Here is a 23,180-nt window from a genome sequence, read left to right as displayed (position 1 = left end):
CAATGATTTACATCACACTATAAACAAGTATTCAGTTAGTTAAAAACGGAGGGTAAAACTTACTAAGAAAATAATTACTTGCTTTATTGATTTCTTACATACCGGCTTACCTTCAAGGTCAGCCGGAACAGCAATCTCGGTCGCGCTTTCCTCGCAGTCCGTGATAGTTGCGCCTGTCGTTCCAACCTTATACTTCAAGGAGGCCGAGGCCGAACCGGCAGGGACTTGGGGACCCCGGGCAGGTGAAACCTGCCGGGTCCCCGCACTGTCTGCGGCACTGCCCGCGGCCAAAGCAAAGGGCGCTAACAGCAGTCCTGTTAAGACACCGGCAAGATGCTTGCGGCCAGTCTTAAGGAAAATCTCTTTGGTTGTAAATTTCTCCGGGTCCTTTGAACAGCCATCTTAAAGATCTCCCATATGCTTTCTATATCTGCGGTAACCGGCGCTCAGCAAGATCCCCAGAACGGCTGCCGTTAAGATCCCGGCAGTCAGGGGATTGTCCCGCACGGCCTTCTTGACAATTTCAAAGATGACGGGCTGCTTGTCGTCTTTCTCTTTGAGCTCGCTGCCACCGCCACCACCGCCGCCGCCGGCCGGTTCACTGTTCTTCTCCTCATGCTGTTCGGTGGGATGACTATCCTGTTTGACCGCCGTCACATCGGCCTGCCGGGCGACTGTCACAGCTTGATCCGCAGCTTGCTCGCCGTTCGGCGAAGGCGCCGCAATTTTGTCTGTTGTCGTCGCGTCCGCCGTACCGCCCTGGCCGCTGGCGATGAGGTCGCCGATGCCTGCGCCGCTTCCCATTACGTTTCCGATTACGTTACCTATCATGTCGCCTATTACGTCTCCTATTCCTTCGCCTATTCCCTCGCCTATTCCATTACCGATTCCGATATCGTTTTTTTCTTTGGGAGTCGATTCATTCGGCGGTGTCGGATCCGGTCCGCCCGGCGGGTCGTCATCGGGTGGATCGCTCTTACTTTTTTCCTTTTCTTTTTTAAAGGAGGCTTTCACCTCCGCGTCGGAATTCGACCGAAACCACCGGTCTTCGGTAATGTCCTTCTCAGACCCATTTTGATTGACCGTAATGCACTCCAGTTCGTAGGTGTAGGTTATCCCGTCGATGGTCTCGGAGTCCTTTGGCTGCGCCGTTACAGTGATCTTGGAAGACCCGTCGGCCGCAACATAGATCGGTGTTTCCGGGTCGCCTTGCTTGCCGCTCCCTTCCAGACTAACGGCAACCGTGCCGCCGTCGCTTCCTTCGACGGTTATTTTGCAGTAATGCGGCTCTCCCAGGACCGGATAACCTTTCGTGTCGTCCTGGGTCCAGCTTTTAGGCGCATCCTCGCTTCCGTCATTGCCGGTGTCCAGCAAATAGGCTACTTCGCCGCTGGCGAATTGGCCCGCCGTCTTTAAGGCGGAGCTTACTCCGTCATTGGGATCCGTCAGGGAAGGAGAACCCTCATCCGAGTCTGAATCCGAGTCCTGAAGACCATAGTAATTGTTAGCGCTGTTCGTCCCCGCCCTGCTTATTCCATAGGCCTCCCCGTTAGCGGCGGTAAGAAACAGGCCGTACCAGTAACTGTTGCGAATGGCGCCTACATCTTCTATACCATAAGCGCCGGTAGCGCCTTGAATCTTACCGGTGCAGTAACAATTATATACTTCCGAGCCATTAGTGCCCACCAATCCTCCGGCCACACCATGAACCGCTGTTACATCACCCGTGCTGAAGCAGCTCTTGATTTGACCGTATAGCAAGCTGCCACACAATCCGCCAGCCCCGTTTTTACCGATTATCTCACCGGTATTAGAGGATTCTGAAATATTATAAACATATGTTCCAACCAAACCGCCAACGCCACCTGTTGATTCCGCCTCGATCCTGCCTGTATTACTGCATTTATCTATTGTAGGGTAGCCTGAGCTGTAGTCTTCTTCTCGATTGTTGCCACTCCCCACTATACCGCCTACGCCAGATGTGATAGCAAGTGGGTCAGCAGTTGTGGCGGTATCAGTAATATTTCCCTCATTATGGCAATCCGTGATTGTCCCACCATGAATACCACCAATAATACCGCCGATACTGCCGATATTACTTGTCCCGACAGCACCGCTATCACTTATCTTCTTTCCGTCTAAAAGCAGAGTGCCCTCATTAGTACATCCGCTAATACTCAGACTATAAGTTGCCCCCCCGATAATACCGCCGATATATTGTCCTCCTTCTCCATGAACAACACCACTGTTGTGGCAGCGTTCAACAGCAGCCCCCTGCACGGTGGATTTACCGACTATTCCTCCAACATAATCGGCTCCATAAATAGTCCCTGAATTTGTACAATCCGTAAATCCGGCATCCTTGCTTCCTTCGCTAAAGATGCCCGCAACACCCCCGATATTGTCGTGACATTCTCCACTAAAGTCAACATCAACGGTGATACAAGAAATCTTTCCGGCATTGTGGCCGGCAACAGCTCCTACATTGTCACTTGTAACGTTAAAACTACCCTCTACTGTGAGGCCTGTTACTTCCGCCTTATCCCCGATATAACCAAACAGAGGAGCTGAGACGTCCTGGAAAGTGATTGTATTGCCATTCCCATTAAAAGTTCCCTGAAACGGCAACAAAGAATTCATAGCGATACCTTCCTGCCAATTGTCAGAGTCGAGAGTAATATTTTCCCCCAGCTCAAAAAGCTTACCGGCAAAGGTCTCGCCGTTTTTAACTCTATCCTTCAGCGCGTTCAGATCCTCCGCACTCATAATCTTAAACCCCCCGGCTAAATTGTCCGTTGGCGTCCACCGGGCGTACAGCGTCAGATCATCATTAACCGGGTCGGCAAAGTTCCACTCCGTTCCGCCGCTTCTTTGCGTAAACCAGCCGCCAAAGGTATACGAAATGGTCTTGTCGTCGCTGCTGAATGAAGGAGCGGCAGGTTCTGTAGCTTGACTGCCCGAATCGATTATTTGCTCATAAGCAACGGCTCCTTCAACCAGTCCGCCGTTGGCGTCAAAGGTAACGATGACTTTGCCCGCTTCCTTCCAGTGAGCATAAAGGGTGAAAGAAGCGGTTGCCGAATCCGCAAAGTTGTATTTTTCACCACCGCTCGCTACCGTGTACCAGCCCAAAAACGCCATGTTCTCCCGGCTGGGAGCAGCCGGAGCAACGACTTGGCTGCCAGCGCGAACCTTTACCTCATTAGTCTCCTTACCGCCGGAAAATTCACCGCCGTTAGCATCAAAGGTTACGGTACAATCTTCATCGGTACTTGCCACAAATTCCGCCGCCACCTTGACATCGGCGGCAGGCATGGTAAAGGTGAACACCAGGCCCGCTCTGGTGCAGTCTACCGGATAATAAGCGGTCCTGACTTTTACGGTTTTGAGCATCATCCCCTCGGCCGGAGTGACCGTCAGAGATACAACATCACCGGCGTTGAAATAATTATAATCCGAATTAAATTCCAGATTGCCGCCTGTTACCGACCCGATTTCGGCTTTGTATACAACGCCTTGGCTATCACCCGCCAAAACAGGGTAGCCCAATGTGTCGGTCCGGTATTGGCTCCAAATTCCCTTTCGCAGAGCTTCGTTTCCGCCATCGAGGAGATAGGCCACTTCACCGCTTTTAAATTCCTCCTTGCTTTTTGCCGTCGCATAATTGCCGTCCATAGGAGTTCCCGAGAGCAGATCACTGCAATAATAACAATTTACAATGTTGCTGCTGTCGCTCGGACCCACGCCTGCAATTACCGCCCAACTAACATCCGATGATTCGTAAGGACTATAGTTATAGCAATATTTAACAATACCATCTGAGGATAAGCCGGCAATGCCGCCTGTAGCGTGGTCGCCGGATATTAGCCCGAGGTTGTAACAATTCGCGACGGTACCGTAATTGCTGCTAGCGATACCTCCGCCGCCTCCAGTGATAGCGCCGCTATTGCTGCAATAGGCCACCATTGTTCCCGGTCCGAGACCAGCGGTGATGCCTCCGCCGCGTTCCGCAATAGTGCCGCTGTTGCTGCAATAAGTTACCGTTCCCGAGGATAGACTGCCGGTAATGCCTCCACCACCCGTGATATCGCCGCTATTGCTGCAATAAATTGCCGTTCCCGAGGATAGTCTGCCAACAATGCCTCCACCATTCGTGACAGCACCGCTATTGGTGCAGCGGGTCACCGTTCCCGTTAGCTCTCCAATAATGCCAGCGTTTCTGTTTGTATTGCCTGTTACGTTACCCTTGTTCGTACAGCCTGAGATGGTTCCGCTCGCCTGTCCGGCGATACCGCCAAAGTTGGTTTGGTAACGATAACCATCAACCTTGGAATTTTCGACTGAAGCATTATTTATACAATCAGTAAGCGCCGCATTGTTGATACCGCCGGCAATACCGCCGACCTCTTCTGAACCGCTAACAATTGCCTCATTCGTACAATTTCCGACTTCCGCGGCTTCAACATAACCGGCAATCCCGCCGACATAATTTCCGCCGCTTACACTGCTGATTGCAGTTCCGTCGGCGCCGCCGGCCGTTTGGCAGTTCGTAAGCGCCGTACCCCCGGCATAACCGACTATTCCGCCGATATAATTATTGCTGCTTTTAATGCTTCCCTGCAGCGTTAAATTTTTAATTTCCCCGCCTTTTGTGTATCCGAATAAGCCCTGATAAGCATGCAAACTATCCAGGGACAAGCTCGAAATGGTATGATTGTTGCCGTCAAATATCCCTGTGAAAGGCCCGGCAGGGGTGCCTATGGGGACAAAACCGCCGCTAATCACGATATCAGCGTCTAAATTAATCGTTTTGCCGCTAAAGTCAACAGGCGTCACCACTGTTCCATCCGACTTTTCCCCGTTTACCAGCTCCGCCAAGCCCACAAGATCGGCATAGGTCTCCAGATGATAACTGTCCTTGTCTGGATTGTACCACTCCACGGAACTGGAAGCCGGTACGGAAAATTTATATTTCAAAGACAGATCGTTCGCATTACTCTCCGCCATTGTTAACTTATAAGTTACCCTGCCGCCCTCTTCGCCGGCTATAGTAACTATATCTGCCGGCACAAACGTGAGATTATAGTGTTCATAGCCGGGAGCCCTGTCCGCATTTAAAGTAACTGCCGTACCCGCCGGCAAGTAAGTGTATTGACTGCCGTCCTCCGCAGTGAGGATTTCATAAGGACTGTCTTCAGCCGGTGGAGCAAAAGTTACCGAACCCGCCCCCGCGGCGCTGTCAACCGCTTTGGTTAAGGTCAGCTTATAAATCGAACCCGTCGTATCCGTGCCTTTAAGCATCGGATAAGCTTCTCCCCGGGTCCAGGCCTTGTCGGCCGCGGCCTTGTTTAAATCCAGCAAATAGGCAACCTCACCGTTCCTAAAGGCGGCGGCGTTTTTAGCGGCCGAGGCATCGCTTTCGCCATCAACCAAGTAGTAGGAGTTATAAGGAAGAGTGGAATTAGAACCGCAAATGCCGTTGGCCCCGCTGGCATAAGAGAATGAACAGTTAGTACTCGCTTTATTGCAGCCCGCGATACCACCGACATTTTCCTGTCCCAAAGCTCCTGAGACACTGCCGAGATTATAGCAGTCTTTAATCTCCAGAGTCCAACCAGTCGGTTTCTTTTCGCCATATCCCACAATACCGCCCACATAATCGGCGCCTGTTATAGCTCCTGTGTTGCCGCACTTATTAATATCTTTATTCCAACTTCCCACATAGGCATATCCCACAATACCGCCGACATAATCCATGGTGCCTGTTACACTGCCCGAATTCAGACAACCCACCATCTTACCTTGAAGGGAACCTATAATTCCACCGACATACTGTAATTCCGTATTCCCGCTGCAGCTAACTGAACCGTAATTATTACAATTTTCCGCGCCCATCTTGTTTGAGTCCGCGACGCTTACTTTCGAACCGCCGGCTATGCCGCCTATATACTGAGTCACTCCCGTGATGGCCCCCGAATTGGTACACCCGCTTATTCCGTACCCCATACCGCCGCCGGACATACCACCGCCGATAATACCGCCAACATAACCCGCGCCGCTTATCGCCCCTTCATTGCTGCACTCAATTATGTCATACATGCCGTCCGTATCTTCGGTACCGCTAGACTTATTAAAACCTGCGATACCGGCGATGTAATTTTGGCTGCCGGTAACCGCGGCGGAATTGATACAATTTTTGACTCCCATGGTTGTGCAGCCTACAATGCCGCCCACATACTGGCTCGTTGTACTGCCTTCACCGGTAATTACAGCTGTATCTTTATTATGGCAATCCGTAATCGTATTGGTAGCCAAGCCAACAATCCCGCCTATACAGCCGGGTTCCCCGGTCACTGCTCCTTCGTTGCTGCAGTTGCTCACCACGCCGTCCGCACTGCCCGCTATCCCACCGACGTTGCCGGCGCTTCCGGTCACGGTCCCACTGTTGTCGCAATCACTGACCGCCCCCGCCGCAGTACCGGCAATACCGCCAACGCCGGCGCCGCTTCCTTTGACGGCCGCTCCGGCATTGCTGCATTGGCTAAGGTTCCCTGTGGCCTTGCCCGCGATGCCGCCCACGTTGGAGGCGCCGGCGACCGCACTTGTTTCGGCCGCGCCGCCAAAGGTACAATTGGTCAGAGCCGTATTCGAGGCGCAGCCCACAATACCGCCGGCGCAATCTCCGTCGCTGAAAACAGTGCCGCTTACGGTCAGGTCTTTTATTGCGCCGCCTTCGGTATAACCGAACAGGCCTTGATGGCCGCTCCCGCTATCGACATACAGGCCGCTGATGGTATGGCCGCTGCCTTCCAGGGTCCCTTTAAAGGGTTTGCCGGCCGTCCCTATCGCTGTCCAACTTTGACTTAAAGTAATGTTGGCGCCCAGTTCCAGCGTCTTGTCTTGGAAAGAATCGCTGAGCGCCGCCCCGCTGCCATCGGTTGCCGTACCGTTGACCAGTGAGGCCAGATATTTTAGGTCGCTTTCTGTGGCAATAATGAATTCCCCCTCGGCATTGCCTTTGCCGTTGTTGTACCAGGCCGAACTTCCGCCGGGGTTGTCCGCGGGATTTAAAAATCCATAGGTTAAATCGACATTGCGGGTGCCAAGGGTAACGGTATAAACGCCGTTATCCTCCGTTACCTCCCGCTCCGGACGGAAGGTGGGAATATAGTTTTCGTAGCCCGCGTTTTTCTGAACCTGCAAATTTACCGGCAAACCGCCGGGCAGGTAGATATACCGGCCGCCGTCCGGGGCAGTGAAATATTTACAATGACTGTATTCATCCCCGGCAGGCAGTTCGGCAAAGGTTGCCGATCCGGCCGCATAAGACTCGGCAGGTTGGCTGAGGCTCAGTTTATAGACCGAATCCGTGCCTGTTGTGCTGAAGACCGGATAGTTGTCGCCCTGACGCCAGACATTGCTGTGAGTGTCTTCGCCGCCGTCCACGATGTAGGCTACTTGACCGTATTTGAAGCTTTCGGCGGTTTTGCCGCAGGTACTGTCCTCCCCGGCCAAATAGCAGCTGTTGCCGATATTGACTTCGCTGCCGCTTAACTCCTGATTTGTATAGGAGAAGCAGCCGCTGATTTGCGCCGTCGCTCCATTGGCTTGCCCTAAAATGCTGCCGACTGCTTCCTCCCCGGTTATGGCCTCAGCCGGAGCAAGGTTGCAGCTGGTTTGAATTTTGGCCGCCGATCGTCCGGCGATGCCGCCGACATTGGCGCCTCCGGCCAGGACCGCCCCGGAATCATTGAGACACGTTGCGACCAATGCTGTTGTATCACCGATGATACCGCCCACGTTGCCGGTTCCTGTGACCTTGGCCCGGTTGGTGTTGTTTTGCGCCGTGCCCGTGGCATAACCGGCGATGCCGCCCACATTGGATTCTCCTGTTATAGTTGACTCCGCACTTGTGTCGCAGCCGGTGAGATTATAAGTGCCGCCGCCGACAAATGAGCCTGTGATGCCGCCGACGTTTTGTTCGCCGGATACACTGCTTTCGTTTTGGCAGTCTTTAACGTTGCGAGCCACATAGCCTATAATGCCGCCAACATTGGATTTCCCCGTAACCGCGGCTTTATTGCCGCAATTGTCGGCCCCGTTGTATTGGGCATAACCGGCAATACCGCCCACATTGTCGGAGGCTCCCCAAACTTCTCCGTTGTTTACACAGTCACTGATGAAGGAGGAGGCGGCTGATACACTAAAATAGCCCACCAAGCCGCCGACATATTCTGCTCCCCCCTGGACTGCGCCATTGTTGGTGCATCCCGAAACCGCTTTAGTTGTCTTACCGGCAATACCTCCGGTGTATTGTGCGCCGCCGCTGATCTCCCCGTCGTTTTCACAGTCGGTTATAATATCGGTGATATTACCGCCAATACCCGCGACATAACTGCCGCTGCTCTTCACAGTCCCTGTATTGACTGAAGACAAAATCGGTGAAGAGCTTGCAAAGGCGACAATTCCGCCGGCATAACTATTTCCTTCTACCCCGCCCGTATTTTTGGCGTTCGTGATCTGAGTAGACGAAGCTGCCCCGGCAATACCCCCAGTATAAGTAGTGAAGGTATTACCCAAGCTCAGAACTGTCCCGTTATTTGTACAATCCCCAATTACGCCTTTTACCTTAGGGCTACCTGCCATATTACCGACAATACCACCGGTATAGCCTATTTTTTTGGGGGTGTTGTAATAATTGCTGATGCCGCTGGCTGCGTCGGTACCGAAAACGCAGTTTTGAAAGGTGCTGCCTGCCGCATAGCCGACAATGCCCCCCACATACTGTCCGCTGCCGTAGATCGCCCCGTTGACGGTCAGGTTTTTGATGGCCGCTCCGCTGGCATAGCCGAACAAACCGTAATAATCACTGACTATGGGGTTGTGCTCACTGCCGATAACCGGCAGGGAAATCGTATTCTCCCCGCCTTCAAAGGTCCCGTTGAACTGGTTGGACTTATTGGAATAATTTCCGATGGGCGTCCAGGCCCCGGTCAGGGTAATATCGTTGGCCAGGGTAATCATGTCGTCGGAGAAATTTACGGCGTCAAGTTGTGCCCCTTCCCCGTCCACCGCCTCGCCGTTGACCAGCTCGGCCAGATAGCGCAGTTCTTCCGCGTTGGATATGGTAAAAGCCGTAGCCTCTGGATTGTCAAGATACCAGGCTCCGTATACCGCCGCTGCCGTGGAAAGGGCTACGCCGATTCCTTCTAGACCGATACCGTAGACGCTGTCGCCCACGGTATCGCCGTTGTCTCCATATACCTCACTACTTATGGTGCCGGTGTCGCCGCCGTCTCCGTAAACACTGCTGTTTACGGTGCCACCGGCGGTAAAACCATGCGCATACGCCGGCATAATGATCTGCGGCAGCAGCAGGTTGATACACAGAAAAATGCTCAAGATAAACCTTAACTTCCGTTTTTGCATTCTCTTTATGTTCTCCTCTTTAATGATCTATTTGCTTCCATGGCTTGTCCCGGTTAACACACTAACTTTGAAAAAGCATTGCTCAAAAAGAAGCGATACCTCCGGGTCGGTCAGCATGTAAAGTATGTAAACCAGTTCCATTAAAAAAGACCCTCCAGTTAAGGGGGCCATAGTAATCTGTACATTTCCATACCTCCCCATTTCCCGTGAGTTATTTCGGCAGGCTTCAATAAGCAGGTCTCCTGGCTTGGGTTCATTGCCGGCCTGAGCCTTCCCGGGTAATCCCCAGTGGTATCTTTTCAGACCGGCTCCCCCTCACAGTGGCGGAACCGCGCCGGATTTGCACCGGCTTCCCTTTTCAGTTCTGCTTTACGCAAAATCACTTATTGATAATAAAACATTTATACAATTTTTACATTTTTAGCTTATCATTCGCAGGGGTGCTTTCCAATAATCAGGTAATAAGTCAATGAAGTTACGTGAAGATAAATTACTTGCTTTATTGATTTCTTACATACCTTCGGTATCTCCCTATCCCGCCCAGCAGCAGGACCGCCAGAATGATTGCCCCCGCCGCAAGAGAAAGCAAAGGATTTTCGGCAACGGCATCCTTGACAATTTCAAAAACCTTCATCTTGTTTTGAGCCGGACCGTCCGTTGCTTTTTTAGACGCCCCACTGCTGTTTATAGAGTCCAGATCCGGCGCCGCTGTGCCTAAAGCCATCGGTGGAGCCGCGTGGGAAGATGTCTCAGGGGCCGGAGCCGAATTTGACGCGGCAAGAGCGTTCGGGCTTGAATTTTCAGGCCCGGGATCAAGCGGGTTTGGCGACCCTACCTCCCTGCCTTCCCCGTTCCCGAACGCCGCCGAGGTCTCGGTCCTGACCCGATTGTCAAAAAGCATATCCCAGTCGTTACCGTCGTCGGGGTGTAGAATTACCACGACTTTATTGCATTCAGGCAGGTCAAGGCCGAGGAACTCATCCTTTAGAGCCGCAAACGGGCTGTAGTCTTTGGCACGAGGTTTATCTCGCATATCCTGTTTGAGCAGGTAGCTCTGCAGGCCGATGCTCTTAAGAGCGGTACAGCCGCTGAAGTCGTTAAAGCTCAGAGCCTGCAGGGTCGAAGGAAGAGTGATGGATTCCAGCGAGCCGCAGCCGGCAAAGGTTAAACCGCCGGTTTCTTTAATTCCTTCGGCTAAGCTTACTTTTTTGAGATTGGTACAGTTCCAAAATAGCCCCGCACCGAGGGAATAATCCAGATTGCCGGACTCGACGGTGGCCGATTCCAGCCTCGGACAGTCTTTGAAGGCATAATTCTGCAGCCGGGCCACACTCCGGGGAATATCGACCGTTCTAATAAGGGTTGCTGAAAAAGCTCCGTCGTTTATGGCTTCTATGCCGTCCCCCAAGGTAATGTCGCTTAGGCAAAGACAGCCTCCAAAGGCATAGGCACCGACTGTTTTGAGACTGCCCGGTATTGTGACGCTGAATATATTAAGATTGTCTTTAAAGGCAAAATCTTTAATCGCACTCACCCGGTAGCCGGCAATGGTCTCCGGGATCTCCAGATAGGTCATTTGGGCCTTGTCCAGGCCATCGCGAAAGCCATTGATAATCACCGTGCCGTCGCTTTGCCGGCTCCACTTAAAAATTGATTCGGCAGCACTCACATTGACCTCGGCTGCGGCCGTATAAACCGTTCCCCGGTAGGTTACAGCCGCCGTAATTTGACTTGCCCCTTCGGCAACCGCCGCAACCCGGCCAGACGAGTCGACTGTGGCCACCCCACTGTCGGAGGGGCTCCACTCAACCGGTCCCGCATCCTTCGGCATGCCCGCTTTGACCACTTCGATAGCTTCCGCGAAGCTGCCGGCTGCTAAAGCGGTCAGAGATTCCGGGGGGTGCAGGATTAAATGAGGCGTCTCATCTTCAGCTAATGGATAATAGCTCACCTTGTACTCAAAATGCCTTCTCTTGGTTGTCCCCATAGCATAGCCGTCGGCATAATCCTCAAAAAAGTCTCCCCAGCCTTTAGCCCCCTGGAGTACGTAGATTTTCAGGTTTTCCGCCGTTTTCAAAGGCAATTGGGCAAAAGAATCACCCTTCCGGGCATAGAAACGATTATCGTTTTCCGGCTTATCGCCCCGCAGGGGCATGTTCCCTTCGAAATAGATCGTCTTTAAGGCAGTGCAGTTGGGAAACATACTGCTTCCCAGCTCTCTGACACTGTAAGGGACGGTAAGGGTTTCCAAGTTGGGACAGTTGATGAAACAACCGCCGAGACTCCGCAGTTGGGCCGGCAAGGTAATGGTTTTAAAGGTGCAGTCCCGAAAAACGCCTTTTTCTATGGCCGTGATTTTATCGCCCAGCACGATATCCTGCAAGTGCAGGCAATCCCAAAAGGTCCCCAGCGGCAGTGTTGTCAGTTGAGTCCCGGACAGATTAATACTTTCCAGGCCCGATCCTTGGAAAACCGTTATGCCTAAGGAAGTCAAGCTGCCGGGCAATTCAAGGGCCTTTAAGGCGGAGGTACCGGCAAAGGCACTGTCGTCAATCATTGTTAAGCCTTCGTTTAAATTAACCTCCTCAAGCTGGGAACAGCCGCTGAAGGCTTCCTTGCCAATAGCGGTTACATGGGAACCCATGGTAATGGCTGTGAGGGACTTATTCCGAAAGGCCCCGTCGCCCACCTTTGTCACCGTATCCGGCACCACCGGGTTCGGACTGTCGCTAGCCCCGGCCACAACGAGAGTCTTTTGGTCCTTGGTATAAATCACCCCCCCCTGAAGGATATAACCGGGATTCGCCCCGGCCAGGGAAAAACGGATCTTGGGGCAATTGGCAAAAGCATTGCCGCTGAAGCTCTCCAGGCTGGCCGGGATGTTGAACTCACTCAAGGAGGTACAATTTAAGAAGGATTCTTCTCCTAACTGAGTCAGGCCTTCCGGCAAAGCGATCGCCTTCAGAGCGCTGCAGTTTACAAAAGCGCTGTCGCCGATGGCCTTTAAGGTGGAGGGCAAGGTTATAGCCGTCAGGTCCGCGCAATTGCTGAAGGCCGAGTAGCCTATGGCGGTGACCGGCTTACCTTCAAGGTAAGCCGGAACAGCAATCTCGGTCGCGCTTTCCTCGCAGTCCGTGATAGTTGCGCCTGTCGTTCCAACCTTATACTTCAAGGAGGCCGAGGCCGAACCGGCAGGGACTTGGGGACCCCGGGCAGGTGAAACCTGCCGGGTCCCCGCACTGTCTGCGGCACTGCCCGCGGCCAAAGCAAAGGGCGCTAACAGCAGTCCTGTTAAGACACCGGCAAGATGCTTGCGGCCAGTCTTAAGGAAAATCTCTTTGGTTGTAAATTTCTCCGGGTCCTTTGAACAGCCATCTTAAAGATCTCCCATATGCTTTCTATATCTGCGGTAACCGGCGCTCAGCAAGATCCCCAGAACGGCTGCCGTTAAGATCCCGGCAGTCAGGGGATTGTCCCGCACGGCCTTCTTGACAATTTCAAAGATGACGGGCTGCTTGTCGTCTTTCTCTTTGAGCTCGCTGCCACCGCCACCACCGCCGCCGCCGGCCGGTTCACTGTTCTTCTCCTCATGCTGTTCGGTGGGATGACTATCCTGTTTGACCGCCGTCACATCGGCCTGCCGGGCGACTGTCACAGCTTGATCCGCAGCTTGCTCGCCGTTCGGCGAAGGCGCCGCAATTTTGTCTGTTGTCGTCGCGTCCGCCGTACCGCCCTGGCCGCTGGCGATGAGGTCGCCGATGCCTGCGCCGCTTCCCATTACGTTTCCGATTACGTTACCTATCATGTCGCCTATTACGTCTCCTATTCCTTCGCCTATTCCCTCGCCTATTCCATTACCGATTCCGATATCGTTTTTTTCTTTGGGAGTCGATTCATTCGGCGGTGTCGGATCCGGTCCGCCCGGCGGGTCGTCATCGGGTGGATCGCTCTTACTTTTTTCCTTTTCTTTTTTAAAGGAGGCTTTCACCTCCGCGTCGGAATTCGACCGAAACCACCGGTCTTCGGTAATGTCCTTCTCAGACCCATTTTGATTGACCGTAATGCACTCCAGTTCGTAGGTGTAGGTTATCCCGTCGATGGTCTCGGAGTCCTTTGGCTGCGCCGTTACAGTGATCTTGGAAGACCCGTCGGCCGCAACATAGATTGATAATAAAACATTTATACAATTTTTACATTTTTAGCTTATCATGCAAAAGTGCTTTTCAATAATTAAACAGCACTTGACAGCTGTTTATTTAATTAATTGATTGCCATATTAGCGGCAAATATGTTATCGTCCAAATCCATTGATTATAATAAATATTAAAGCATTTTCACATTTTTTTGTAAAATTAGCTATTTGCACTATTATATTGCTTATTTACATCTTTTTTATGCTTGTTTTATCTATTTTTATGAAGATCTGATCTATTTTAATAGATCCGAGTATCTTTTAAAAAAGGAAAATTGTTGTCCACCAAAACTATAGTCTTTATCTAAATAGCATACGGAATGAGATAGGACGTACATACCAATTGCAGATAATATCTATTTAAGAAGTATGAGAATTTATTTTGGAAGAACACTAACAAAATATTTTAACATTCATAGTATCCATAAAGCAAAAGAAAACCCCCGGCCCCTTAAAAGCTTGATAGCTTCCAAAGTTTGCCGGGGGTTATTGTGTTTTGCTCTTGCAGCTGCTGACGGGTTAAGTTAGTTAGGGAAGTAAGGCGCCATGTGTTATTGTAAATGGCAGATCTATTCCAGGCTGCAAACTTGGCCTACTCCGGAACAACCGCCGCTATACGTCTTCCAGCTCGACCGTTACAGTCACCGCACTGGCGGGCATGGTAAAGGTGTATTCCTCTCCATACGTCACCTCTGTGGTGCTCACCACCCCGTTGTCCTCATCTTTAACCGTGATTAATTTAAACTGTTTACCTTCTTCGATATTTAGAATATCCACTGTAATTGTTTCGCCCGCTGCCGCCTGGATATTCGGGGTAGTACCCACCGATGCCGCTCCGCCCACCGGAAGTTCCACATCGATACTATACCTCGCCACGCTGTAGGATACCTCAATACCTTCCATAAGCATATTTCCGTGTTCATGACCAACATGCGCCGTTGCTATTTTCCAAAAATCGGAGGTGTTGCAAAGGTAGAAGGGCCCCCTGGCGGGATCCAGGTCCGCTGCAATATTATAGATCGCAGCATTCGCACCCTGGCTCACGCCTGTTATTGTTACATCATCCCCATTATAATCAATTAATTTCAAATCCTGCGGCGCTATCCCTCCGGTAACTGATTTATGCAGGTTTAAAACAAATCCCGTTTCCGTCACATCGCTGATATAAGCTTCGTTCGGTATCATTATACCATGGTGTGACATAATCTGGGCAAAACCGCTGATATTTTCATCATCGCCCTCGGCCCTGATCAAAAGACTATATCCAACATCATCTTCCGTAGTAATGTATTCCAGCTCCGTCGCCCCGCGAATAGCTGTCGTTTCATACGATACCGGATTAACCCTGTACCACTGATAGTCCATATACACATTTTCATAAACCGTTTCTGCTGTGGAAGGGTAATCCGAAAGCCGCGCCGTAAAGCCGGCTTCCAATCCCCTGCCCACCCAGGGCAGCATTACCCCGGAGATATCCATACCTTCATACAAAGACCATCCGGTGAATTTAGTTTCGAGGCCGGGTTTGGGAATGGTTGCAGTCACTTCATTGGATGTACAGCCATCCATATCCCCGCCCATAACGACCAGCCTGTACATGGTTTCGCCATAAGGATCAGTGACAACAAAATTATCTTGAGTATCCCCTCCGGTAGTCAGGGGCTCGTAGTCACTATTTAAATAATCATCCCAGGTTTCCCCGTCGTCTTCCGAATACTGGAGCTTATACCCCGACGCACCAAGATCCACGGCGGGAATAAACCATAATTCCACATAGTGATGATATATCGGATTGCCACCAAAAATAACGTCATAATATTTACTGTTTTTCCCGATATAGAGCCCGCCGATTTTGCCTTCCGAGGCTGCAAATGGAGTGAATGCTATCGCTCCGCCTGCTCCAGGGGTGAATGCGGCTGGAACCGGAGGCTCCAATGTCATTTCTTCCCCCGTTCCCGTCTCGGTTTTGCCTTCACCTTGTTCATCCCGCTTAACTGTTACTTCTACACCCTCCGCGGCGGTAACTCTTATAGGCTCAGGGGTAATTATCGTAGCCGGGCGGTTAACGATTATGTTAACATTACCCAGGCCGGCGCCTTCACCTTTTATTATTACCTCTCCGCCATCGCTGTCAATAATTATGCCGGCCCCGGCCAATTCCGCGTTCTGATCTAACGTAACCTTGATATTCCCCGTACCGCTTATCTCCAGGGAGGCCACGCCGCCAATAATATTCAACACAATGGCTTTTTTGTTGTTGGCCACCAATTTGTTGTTTTTAGCTCTCTCGTTCCATGTATTACCGGCGACGTCTTCAATTATTAAATTTCCACCTACGGTTGCCCAGTTATTAACCGTGGCATTGGGCGCGTTTACTTTTAGACAGCCCGTTATAGTGCCCGCATTCGTTTCCTCCGCGATATTCAGGCTGCCGTATGCATTGGCGTTTATAGTGACATCGCCATTTAATGTTTTACCATTTAAACAGAGATTAACCAACTTGTTAAGTTCAATATCTCCTTCAATATCGTCTGTTAACTTTATGGCGTCCCCATTATCTGCCTTGTTTATTGCCGCCGTCAATTCGCCGGCATCTTTAACCGTGATTGTTTCCGGCTGCATAGTTCCGCCGCCGCCGCTGCCACCGCCGCTGCCGCTGCCGACGGCCACGGGAAAGTTGAGGTCATGAATTTTCTGACTGCCCGGGGGACCGATATCCAATTTGCCGCCAACAATACCGGGAGCCTTATCTTTTTTACCGGATTCATAGGCACGGACGGTATAGGTTTTGTTAGCCGCCACAGCTATGGTGTATTCACCGCTATTATTGGTGGCGGCAATAAAAGTCGGGTTAGCGGTAAATAGCACGACAGCGCCCTTGACCAACCGATTATTCTTATCTTTTAAAACTCCTTTAACAATAGCAGCATCTTCTAAAACCAAGTTTATTCCGGCAACTTGATTTTCGGATACATTTACACCGGTCGCATAGGCTACCGCACTACCGGTTACAGCAGTGACGTCGTATTTTCCAGCTTCCAGATCAACTTTAAAAACGCCATGACTATCGGTTTTGGCTTCCTTTAATATCTCATAACTGCCGGCTTTAAATATCCGCACTTCCACCTTGTCCAATACCTTGTCTTTAAAAGTTACGATACCTTCCACTGCGCTTTGCTCCGCGGGTTCAGATTCTTTCCCCGGTTTTGGCTGCGTTCCCGGTATGTTTCCCATAGCCCGGTCCAGTGCAACTATCGCTTCGGCCCGAGTGATGCCTTGCAAAGGCTGAAACGTATTGTCGGGCATACCCCGCATCAGACCGGCGGCAGCCACGGCGCCAACGCTGCTTTTGGCCCAGGCCGGGATTTGAGCGGCATCGCTGAACTGCGCCGCTCCTTCGGCGGCGGGACTAATTTGCAGCAGTCTAACCAGAATACCGGCCACTTCCTGCCGGGTAATGGTTTGATCCGGTTTAAAGGTACCGTCCTTATAGCCGCCTATACAGCCGGCTGCTTTAGCAGCGGCAATGTCGCCATAATACCATTTGTCGGATTTAACATCGGTAAAACCGTTAGTGGCGCCGGTTTTATCAATAGCAAATGCCCGGTTGACCATGGCCACAAATTCGGCCCGGCTAATCTGGCTGCCCGGTTTAAAAGTACCGTCCCCATAGCCTGCGGCCAAGCCTTGATCGGCCCATTTATTGATTTGCTCCCGGGCCCAATGCCCGGACACATCGGAAAATTCGGCTATTGCAGCCGAGCCTGTAAATGCCAGTAGCAGACACAGGGTAACCGCAATGAAAAGTAGTTTTTTGTTTTGCACTGTTTTTTCCCCTTCCCGTTTTCAAGTTAAGCATGAAACTTTAACTGCGCCCATCATCACCAGCCATGGATCATTGCCGTTATGCCGGTTTCACGCCAAAGTTTTTGTTTTATATCCGCTACTTCCTCCATCTTGGTCAAACCATGCAGGAGTTCCACACGTATGGTTCCGGTTTCATCGCCAAAGGTTAGATAAATCCAAGCCCGGTCCATCATAACAGCTTTTAACTGTACCCCGTGCACACCGCCACAGCCCCACTTGTAGATTTTGCCGCCGATTAAAATACCAAAAGTTGATACTATGGTTGCATCCGCGCTTTTTTTTTGACCGTCCGGTAAAGTAATGAAAGCGGATGACACGGCAAGAACGCTATTTTCCCTAATAAGCTCCGCATCATAAAGCATAGAATTTTGCTTAACCAAAATTATAAGCAAAATAACATTTAAAAACCCTAAAATAAACAACGCTTCCATCATATATTTCACGTATAGCAGCATCGTGAAACATATGCTAACGATAAATAGCAGCGCATAACCATCACGCCATTTTCTAATCACCTCCATATGCCTTACGCCCCCTCCCCCCACCATCCAGTTTAATTAAGAATACAAGTAAAGCCATTGATCAAAAGGGTTAATTTACGTCAAAAGGCCCCTCATACTTAAGTATGAGGGGCCGGGTTTATCAATGTTTACAACGTTTTGGGGCTATGAAGTTAATTGGTTTTTAAGTAGAGTGCTGATCAGTTCCGCACGGCTGCCGACATCGTATTTAGAAAAAATATTTCTTACATGTGTTTTAACTGTGCTCTCACTAATAAACAAAGCTTGGGCAATTTCACGATTGGATTGGCCGGATAGAATATGCTGGAGCACCTCTTCCTCTCGAACGGTTAGTTTTTGAAGTGTTTTTGTCTGCCGTATAATATTTGTCTGTTGTAATTCGCTCATGCTGTCATAAACAGTAAGATAAACATGACTTTTTAGCAGCAGGACAAGCTGTCGGTTAAGCGGCGGGAGTATGACCAAAGTAATACATACAACCGTGAGGGCAATAACCGCCACCTCAGCGCCCGGGAGCCCAATAGAGGTCACCGCCATACCCAAGGCGCCGCCGCATAAAATACCGAGCACATTTGCGGAAAGCCCAATGCCAAAAGTCTGCACGGGGCTTTTCCCATAATCCAGCATTTCCCCGATGATACTCCACCAGAACAAATCAAAAATACCGCATGCACCCAACATCAGGGTGTCCACAACAAGATAATCAAAAGTAGTTCGTCCCAGTAACATAAAGCTAATAAATGCACTCATAATCATAGCCATACCAATGTATAAAATCCCTGAGCGTTTCGCCTTCACCAACAGGTTGCGCATCAAAGCCAGAGCAACGATATACGGAACCGCCCAATACCAACTCACCAAACCTGTTAAATGATCGAAAGCAGGATTTATGACTTGATACATAAGGCCGGAATTGATAGTTATAACAAAGATAAACAGACATAATAAAACTAACGGTTTTTTAATATCGCTACGCAGTTCGCTTTTCGTTTCGTCCCGCCAGCCATTTTCCTTGTTGACCGGCAATACCCCCAAAAATGCCATACCGACTACAAGGCAAAATATAGAAAGGATAAGCCCGATAAATGGTGAGAAATTTATAGCAACCACATTGACGGCTATCATAATGATGTTGGAATAGATCAATACATCCGCGCAAGATCTGATGCGCTGGTTTTGGGGTGTAAAAGCTTTTAGAAAATAGCCCCACGAAGCCACAGCACAGCCCGACACATACCCGTTAATGATCAATCCAGCCACCCATAGCGGAGACGGAACAAAAAAAAATGGTGTAGTTGCCATGAAACACACACCCATACTCCCAAGCAGCATATATTTTGCCGCTATTGAAGACTTCACCAGATAACCGCAGGAGAGCAGTCCCGCAAAATGCGCAATAACAGCGACCGGCATGTAACCGGAGGGGCCCGTTTTATGCAGCCCCAGCAAACTATAAAGCACTTGTCCTTCAAACAGGAACGATAAAAGATAGCCGGAAAAAAAAGAAAATCCAATAATGGAGATAAAACGTTTGTTCATAACTCAGGCCCTTTCAGCTAAACCGCTCATCACGGATATCGTATACTTATTATTTAATTATACCATGAGAACTTTTGGCGAATATGCTAAAATTATATAAATCAGACTCCATCAGCGTCACGCGCCGCATAATTTTTCTTGCAAAGGAGTGGTCACCATGCCTATGCCCCCGGAATACACCAGACCTTTTTTTTGGGATGTGGACTTTTACTCCCTGGATACCGAAGCGGATCATTTTTTTATTGTAGAAAGGTTGCTGGAACAAAGTGATGACAAAAGCTTCTTCTGGATGCTGAATTATTACAGCAGCCAGCTTCTTCTGAACGTCGTCAAAAGCAGCCGCTCGCTTTCCCGGAAGACAGGGCTTTTCTGGAAAAATTATTTTAATTTAAAAGAAGGTGAGTTAAAGTGTTTGCAGCAGCTCTCCCACCGGGCAGGATCCAAATTTTAGAACGTCTGACGCATATACAGGCTTGACAAATTTTTATCTTGCCAGAGGCACCGCCGTAGCGTTACACCTTGGCCACCGGATTTCCGAGGATTTTGACTTCTTTACGCCTCGGGAATTTGACGCCGTCTTGTTGCGGGACGAATTATACAACGCCGGGGATTTTATCATTACCGATATAAAAAGCCTTACCCTGCACGGCGTTTTTGGCGGAGTGAAGGTAAGCTTTCTCTATTACGCCCCCCCTCTTGTCTTCCCACCCCTTCTTTACCATGGCTGTCCGGTTGCGGATCTGCCCGACCTGGCGCCAATTAAACTGGACACTGTGGGCAGCCGGGGCAGTAGAAAAGACTTTATCGATCTTTTCTTCATTGCCCGTGAATCTATACCGCTCAAGGAAATCTTCAAACTTTACGAAAAAAAATACGCCCACTGGCAAATTAATATCAAACACCTGATCATGAGCCTGACCTATTTTGAGGACGCCGAGAAGGCTGGGAACAAGATTATGATGCTGAAAAAAAGCACCCCTTGGGATGATATAAAGAGCTTTTTTATAGAACAAGCAAAGGTTCTACTGGATGCAAAGAAGGCAGAATCGAAGCTATAAAAAACAACTCTCCACTACAGAGAACCAGAAACAGCTTTTCTAACCGCAGTAACATTCCTCTGGTTAAGGTTATTACCTATGCGTTTGATTTGCTCCGGTCGTTTTTAAATTTAATTACCGGAACAACAACCTCTTGCAGAGAGGCCCCCCCGTGCAAGTAGTTAGCCCCTGCGCCCTGCACTTTGAAGATATTTACCCCCTGGGTACGATGACATTAAGGTCGTTAGCTTGACCCAATAAATATTCCATGGAAAAGGAAAGTGCACCCTTGATGTCTTCGTTTTCCCCGGTAACAACAAACCTTTTGTTATCCTCCACCGCTTCGCCTGTAGCCCTGGGAATTTTATCACACTCCTGCAGTGCCGATCTCCGGTACAGGAACCCATGGTCGGAGGTAATATAAATATGGGTGGCACTTAAATTATTAATCAGGTTTTTAACTAGCAGCCGCAAATCAGCAAACGATTTTTCAACGGCATTGAAAACATCTCTCGCGGTGGCGGCATGGTCGCCAATGGCGTCAATGCCATTGTGGTAAATATAAGCCAGTCTCTTGCCTTCAAACAGGTCCTTGTATTCCTGCCTTTTCATATCCTTGATGTCATGATAGGTTACCGCTATAGCACCCTGACTGTAATTAAGCAACACCTTGCCGCGACCCTCGGTGCCTTGAATATTAATGCCGTCAACCGATATTTCTCCCTTATGGCTATAATTAATATCCTGGTGGGGCAACAGAGCGGCCATACCAAATTTGGTACTGGACGGCAGGGTACCCAGCAGATGAAAAGCTTGCGTGGAACCTTTTCGTTCGGTATTTAATAGATCGCTAAACTCCCTGGCTGCCTCGTAGCGCAGCGCATCAGAAATAACGGTGCATATAAATCAAAGCCTTGAAACCGTTATGCCTGCCTGAATCAAACAGCCAGTAAAGCGGCCTTTTCTTATAAGTTTTCACATGGTCTTTGTAGAAGTCATTTAAAAAATACCTTCTAATGGCCTACCGCGAAGTTTCGCCGGATTTTTTCTTTAGGGTTTCTGCTATGTAATCAAGGTTTTCCTCCAGGGTTTCCTCACCAAAAGTTATTTTGACAAAATCCACAAAGCGACTGACAATGTCTTCATCTTCGTCGAAATATACATCGTCTACTATAGGGATGATATTATCTTCATCGGCCTTAAAGGTTTTGTATCTGCCGGGGTCAAACTCTCCCCCGGCGTAAACCAAGCCTTCCTCGTTCATGGAGTGGCGGCCAAACATGCAGCCGACTGCGTAGGAGATGAAGGATTTGATATCGCGTTCGCGATCGGCTTTGCGGATGGTCACGTCTTTATCCTCCACCTCCGGGGTCAGCTCGTCTTGAAGACCATAGATTTCGATGAAAATGCGGTTTAATTCTTCTTCGTTGGATTTAAGTATAACGCAAACGCGAAATTGTTACCCAACAATCTATAGTTTATTATTGCCTCTTTAAGAACGCTATCAACTTTTTAATTTATTGATAATCGCCTGGTTCATAAAATCGTAACTTTCCCATATATTCAAATCAGCTTTGAAATAATAAGGATAAATGTATTTAAACATCCACTGCATGTATTGCAATAACCTTTTGCTGGATATCCCAGCCTTATTCTTAAATTCATCTTCCTTAATCGCTTTTATATTATGAGCCGCCGGATTTCTTATCTTATCTTCCACGTTACGCATCAGTCTGCTTCTGGCCAATACCGCTATCATAATAGTTTAGCAGGTCCGGTGCATTAGACTCTATTTTATCACGCTTCACTTTCCAAAAACCCGAGCCACGAGGCGCTTCAATGCAAAAATCTTCTTTTATGTGTCGCCGACATCTCTCCTCAAGAAAGGACTCAAAAAGTTTGGTCAGCGCAGGTGAGATACCGCGCACATAGTCCATTAATTGCCCGGACTTCTGCTGCAAACCCAATAATAATAGATATTCGAACAAATCTCTGGCATCACTGGATTTCACCGGAAATACATCATAGTTGGCTTGTTTGGCCTCTTTACCTGCCTCAATGAGATCCATATTCTTTCGCTGGCAGGCAGCTTTTAATAGACTCATGGCTTGCTCGGGCACAAAATCCCGTACTGAATGTAAAATATCCAAGGCAGCTAAATAATTATAAGCTTCTACATTACTGATAGCAGTTTCCCGCAAGAATAAAAAACGCAGGTTTGTAGATACCACCTTTTTCGATCTGTTATTTCTTTCAAGCTCAGGATCATTATCAATATTATTTAGCCAAGTCTCCTCAACATTATAGCTTATTTGACCATAATTTTCCCGCTCATTGGGGGTGGTCACTTGAATAGCGCCAACTGGAAAATTTGTGGTCAGGCTAAGTAACTGGGCGGCCGATTTCATCTGCGGCGTACCTGAAGAAAGATTACTGACAATTATTGTGAGACCTACTGACGGTTGTTGTGAGAAACGACACATAACATATATACATAACAAAACTGTTGTGTATATATAAAAATGTAAAAAAAACACCCTCTTAGGAGAGTGTTTTATATTTATAGCTTAAACATTATCTTTATTAATTAAAAAT

The 23,180-nt window shown here is 49.4% G+C and carries 11 protein-coding genes, 1 pseudogene and 1 riboswitch; of the genes and pseudogenes, 2 read left to right on the top strand and 10 right to left on the bottom strand.

Going from position 1 to position 23,180, the window contains the following annotated elements; all coding sequences use genetic code 11:
- Positions 1–402: 402 nt before the first annotated feature.
- The 6 genes from ABDB91_RS02830 to ABDB91_RS02805 all read right to left on the bottom strand — a co-directional run bounded on the left by ABDB91_RS02830 (position 403) and on the right by ABDB91_RS02805 (position 19,548).
- Positions 403–9,429 (bottom strand): InlB B-repeat-containing protein, encoded by a 9,027-nt coding sequence (locus ABDB91_RS02830; protein WP_347490129.1) that lies wholly within the window; start codon positions 9,427–9,429, stop codon positions 403–405.
- 214 nt (positions 9,430–9,643) lie between these two features.
- A riboswitch (cobalamin riboswitch) is annotated at positions 9,644–9,831 on the bottom strand.
- A 97-nt stretch (positions 9,832–9,928) separates the two neighbouring features.
- A complete protein-coding gene (locus tag ABDB91_RS02825; RefSeq protein ID WP_347490128.1) occupies positions 9,929–12,694 on the bottom strand; it encodes a leucine-rich repeat protein in 2,766 nt (921 codons plus the stop codon).
- Positions 12,695–12,805: 111 nt separating this feature from the next.
- Positions 12,806–13,417 (bottom strand): hypothetical protein, encoded by a 612-nt coding sequence (locus tag ABDB91_RS02820; protein WP_347490126.1) that lies wholly within the window; start codon positions 13,415–13,417, stop codon positions 12,806–12,808.
- A gap of 816 nt (positions 13,418–14,233) precedes the next feature.
- Positions 14,234–17,446 (bottom strand): S-layer homology domain-containing protein, encoded by a 3,213-nt coding sequence (locus tag ABDB91_RS02815; protein ID WP_347490125.1) that lies wholly within the window; start codon positions 17,444–17,446, stop codon positions 14,234–14,236.
- Between the two features lie 56 nt (positions 17,447–17,502).
- Positions 17,503–18,009 (bottom strand): hypothetical protein, encoded by a 507-nt coding sequence (locus ABDB91_RS02810; protein ID WP_347490123.1) that lies wholly within the window; start codon positions 18,007–18,009, stop codon positions 17,503–17,505.
- Between the two features lie 144 nt (positions 18,010–18,153).
- The gene (locus tag ABDB91_RS02805) at positions 18,154–19,548 is read right to left on the bottom strand and encodes a LuxR C-terminal-related transcriptional regulator (protein WP_347490121.1); all 1,395 of its coding nucleotides are present in this window, start codon (positions 19,546–19,548) and stop codon (positions 18,154–18,156) included.
- Between the two features lie 157 nt (positions 19,549–19,705).
- Between ABDB91_RS02805 and ABDB91_RS02800 the strand changes: the two genes are divergently transcribed.
- On the top strand, positions 19,706–19,999 hold the full coding sequence (locus ABDB91_RS02800) for a hypothetical protein (RefSeq protein WP_347490119.1): 294 nt from the start codon (positions 19,706–19,708) through the stop codon (positions 19,997–19,999).
- 22 nt (positions 20,000–20,021) lie between these two features.
- On the top strand, positions 20,022–20,606 hold the full coding sequence (locus ABDB91_RS02795) for a hypothetical protein (RefSeq protein ID WP_347490117.1): 585 nt from the start codon (positions 20,022–20,024) through the stop codon (positions 20,604–20,606).
- Positions 20,607–20,798: 192 nt separating this feature from the next.
- Here ABDB91_RS02795 and ABDB91_RS02790 read toward each other — a convergent pair whose 3' ends face one another.
- The 4 genes and pseudogenes from ABDB91_RS02790 to ABDB91_RS02775 all read right to left on the bottom strand — a co-directional run bounded on the left by ABDB91_RS02790 (position 20,799) and on the right by ABDB91_RS02775 (position 23,122).
- Entirely contained in the window at positions 20,799–21,464 is a 666-nt protein-coding gene (locus ABDB91_RS02790) for a PglZ domain-containing protein (protein WP_347491511.1), read from the bottom strand.
- A 10-nt stretch (positions 21,465–21,474) separates the two neighbouring features.
- Positions 21,475–22,023, bottom strand: a pseudogene (locus ABDB91_RS02785) (SAM-dependent methyltransferase); the annotation flags it as partial.
- A 66-nt stretch (positions 22,024–22,089) separates the two neighbouring features.
- Positions 22,090–22,314, bottom strand: a complete 225-nt coding sequence (locus ABDB91_RS02780; protein ID WP_347490116.1) for a hypothetical protein — start codon at positions 22,312–22,314, stop codon at positions 22,090–22,092.
- The gene (locus tag ABDB91_RS02775; protein WP_347490114.1) at positions 22,307–23,122 is read right to left on the bottom strand and encodes a hypothetical protein; all 816 of its coding nucleotides are present in this window, start codon (positions 23,120–23,122) and stop codon (positions 22,307–22,309) included. Before ABDB91_RS02775 ends, ABDB91_RS02780 begins: the two co-directional genes overlap by 8 nt.
- Between the last annotated feature and the right edge of the window lie 58 nt (positions 23,123–23,180).

The organism is Desulfoscipio sp. XC116, assembly GCF_039851975.1.
Classification (GTDB): Bacteria; Bacillota; Desulfotomaculia; order Desulfotomaculales; family Desulfallaceae; genus Sporotomaculum.
The sequence above is the reverse complement of the archived record's forward strand: the minus strand, read 5'-3'. Positions and strand labels throughout refer to the sequence as shown.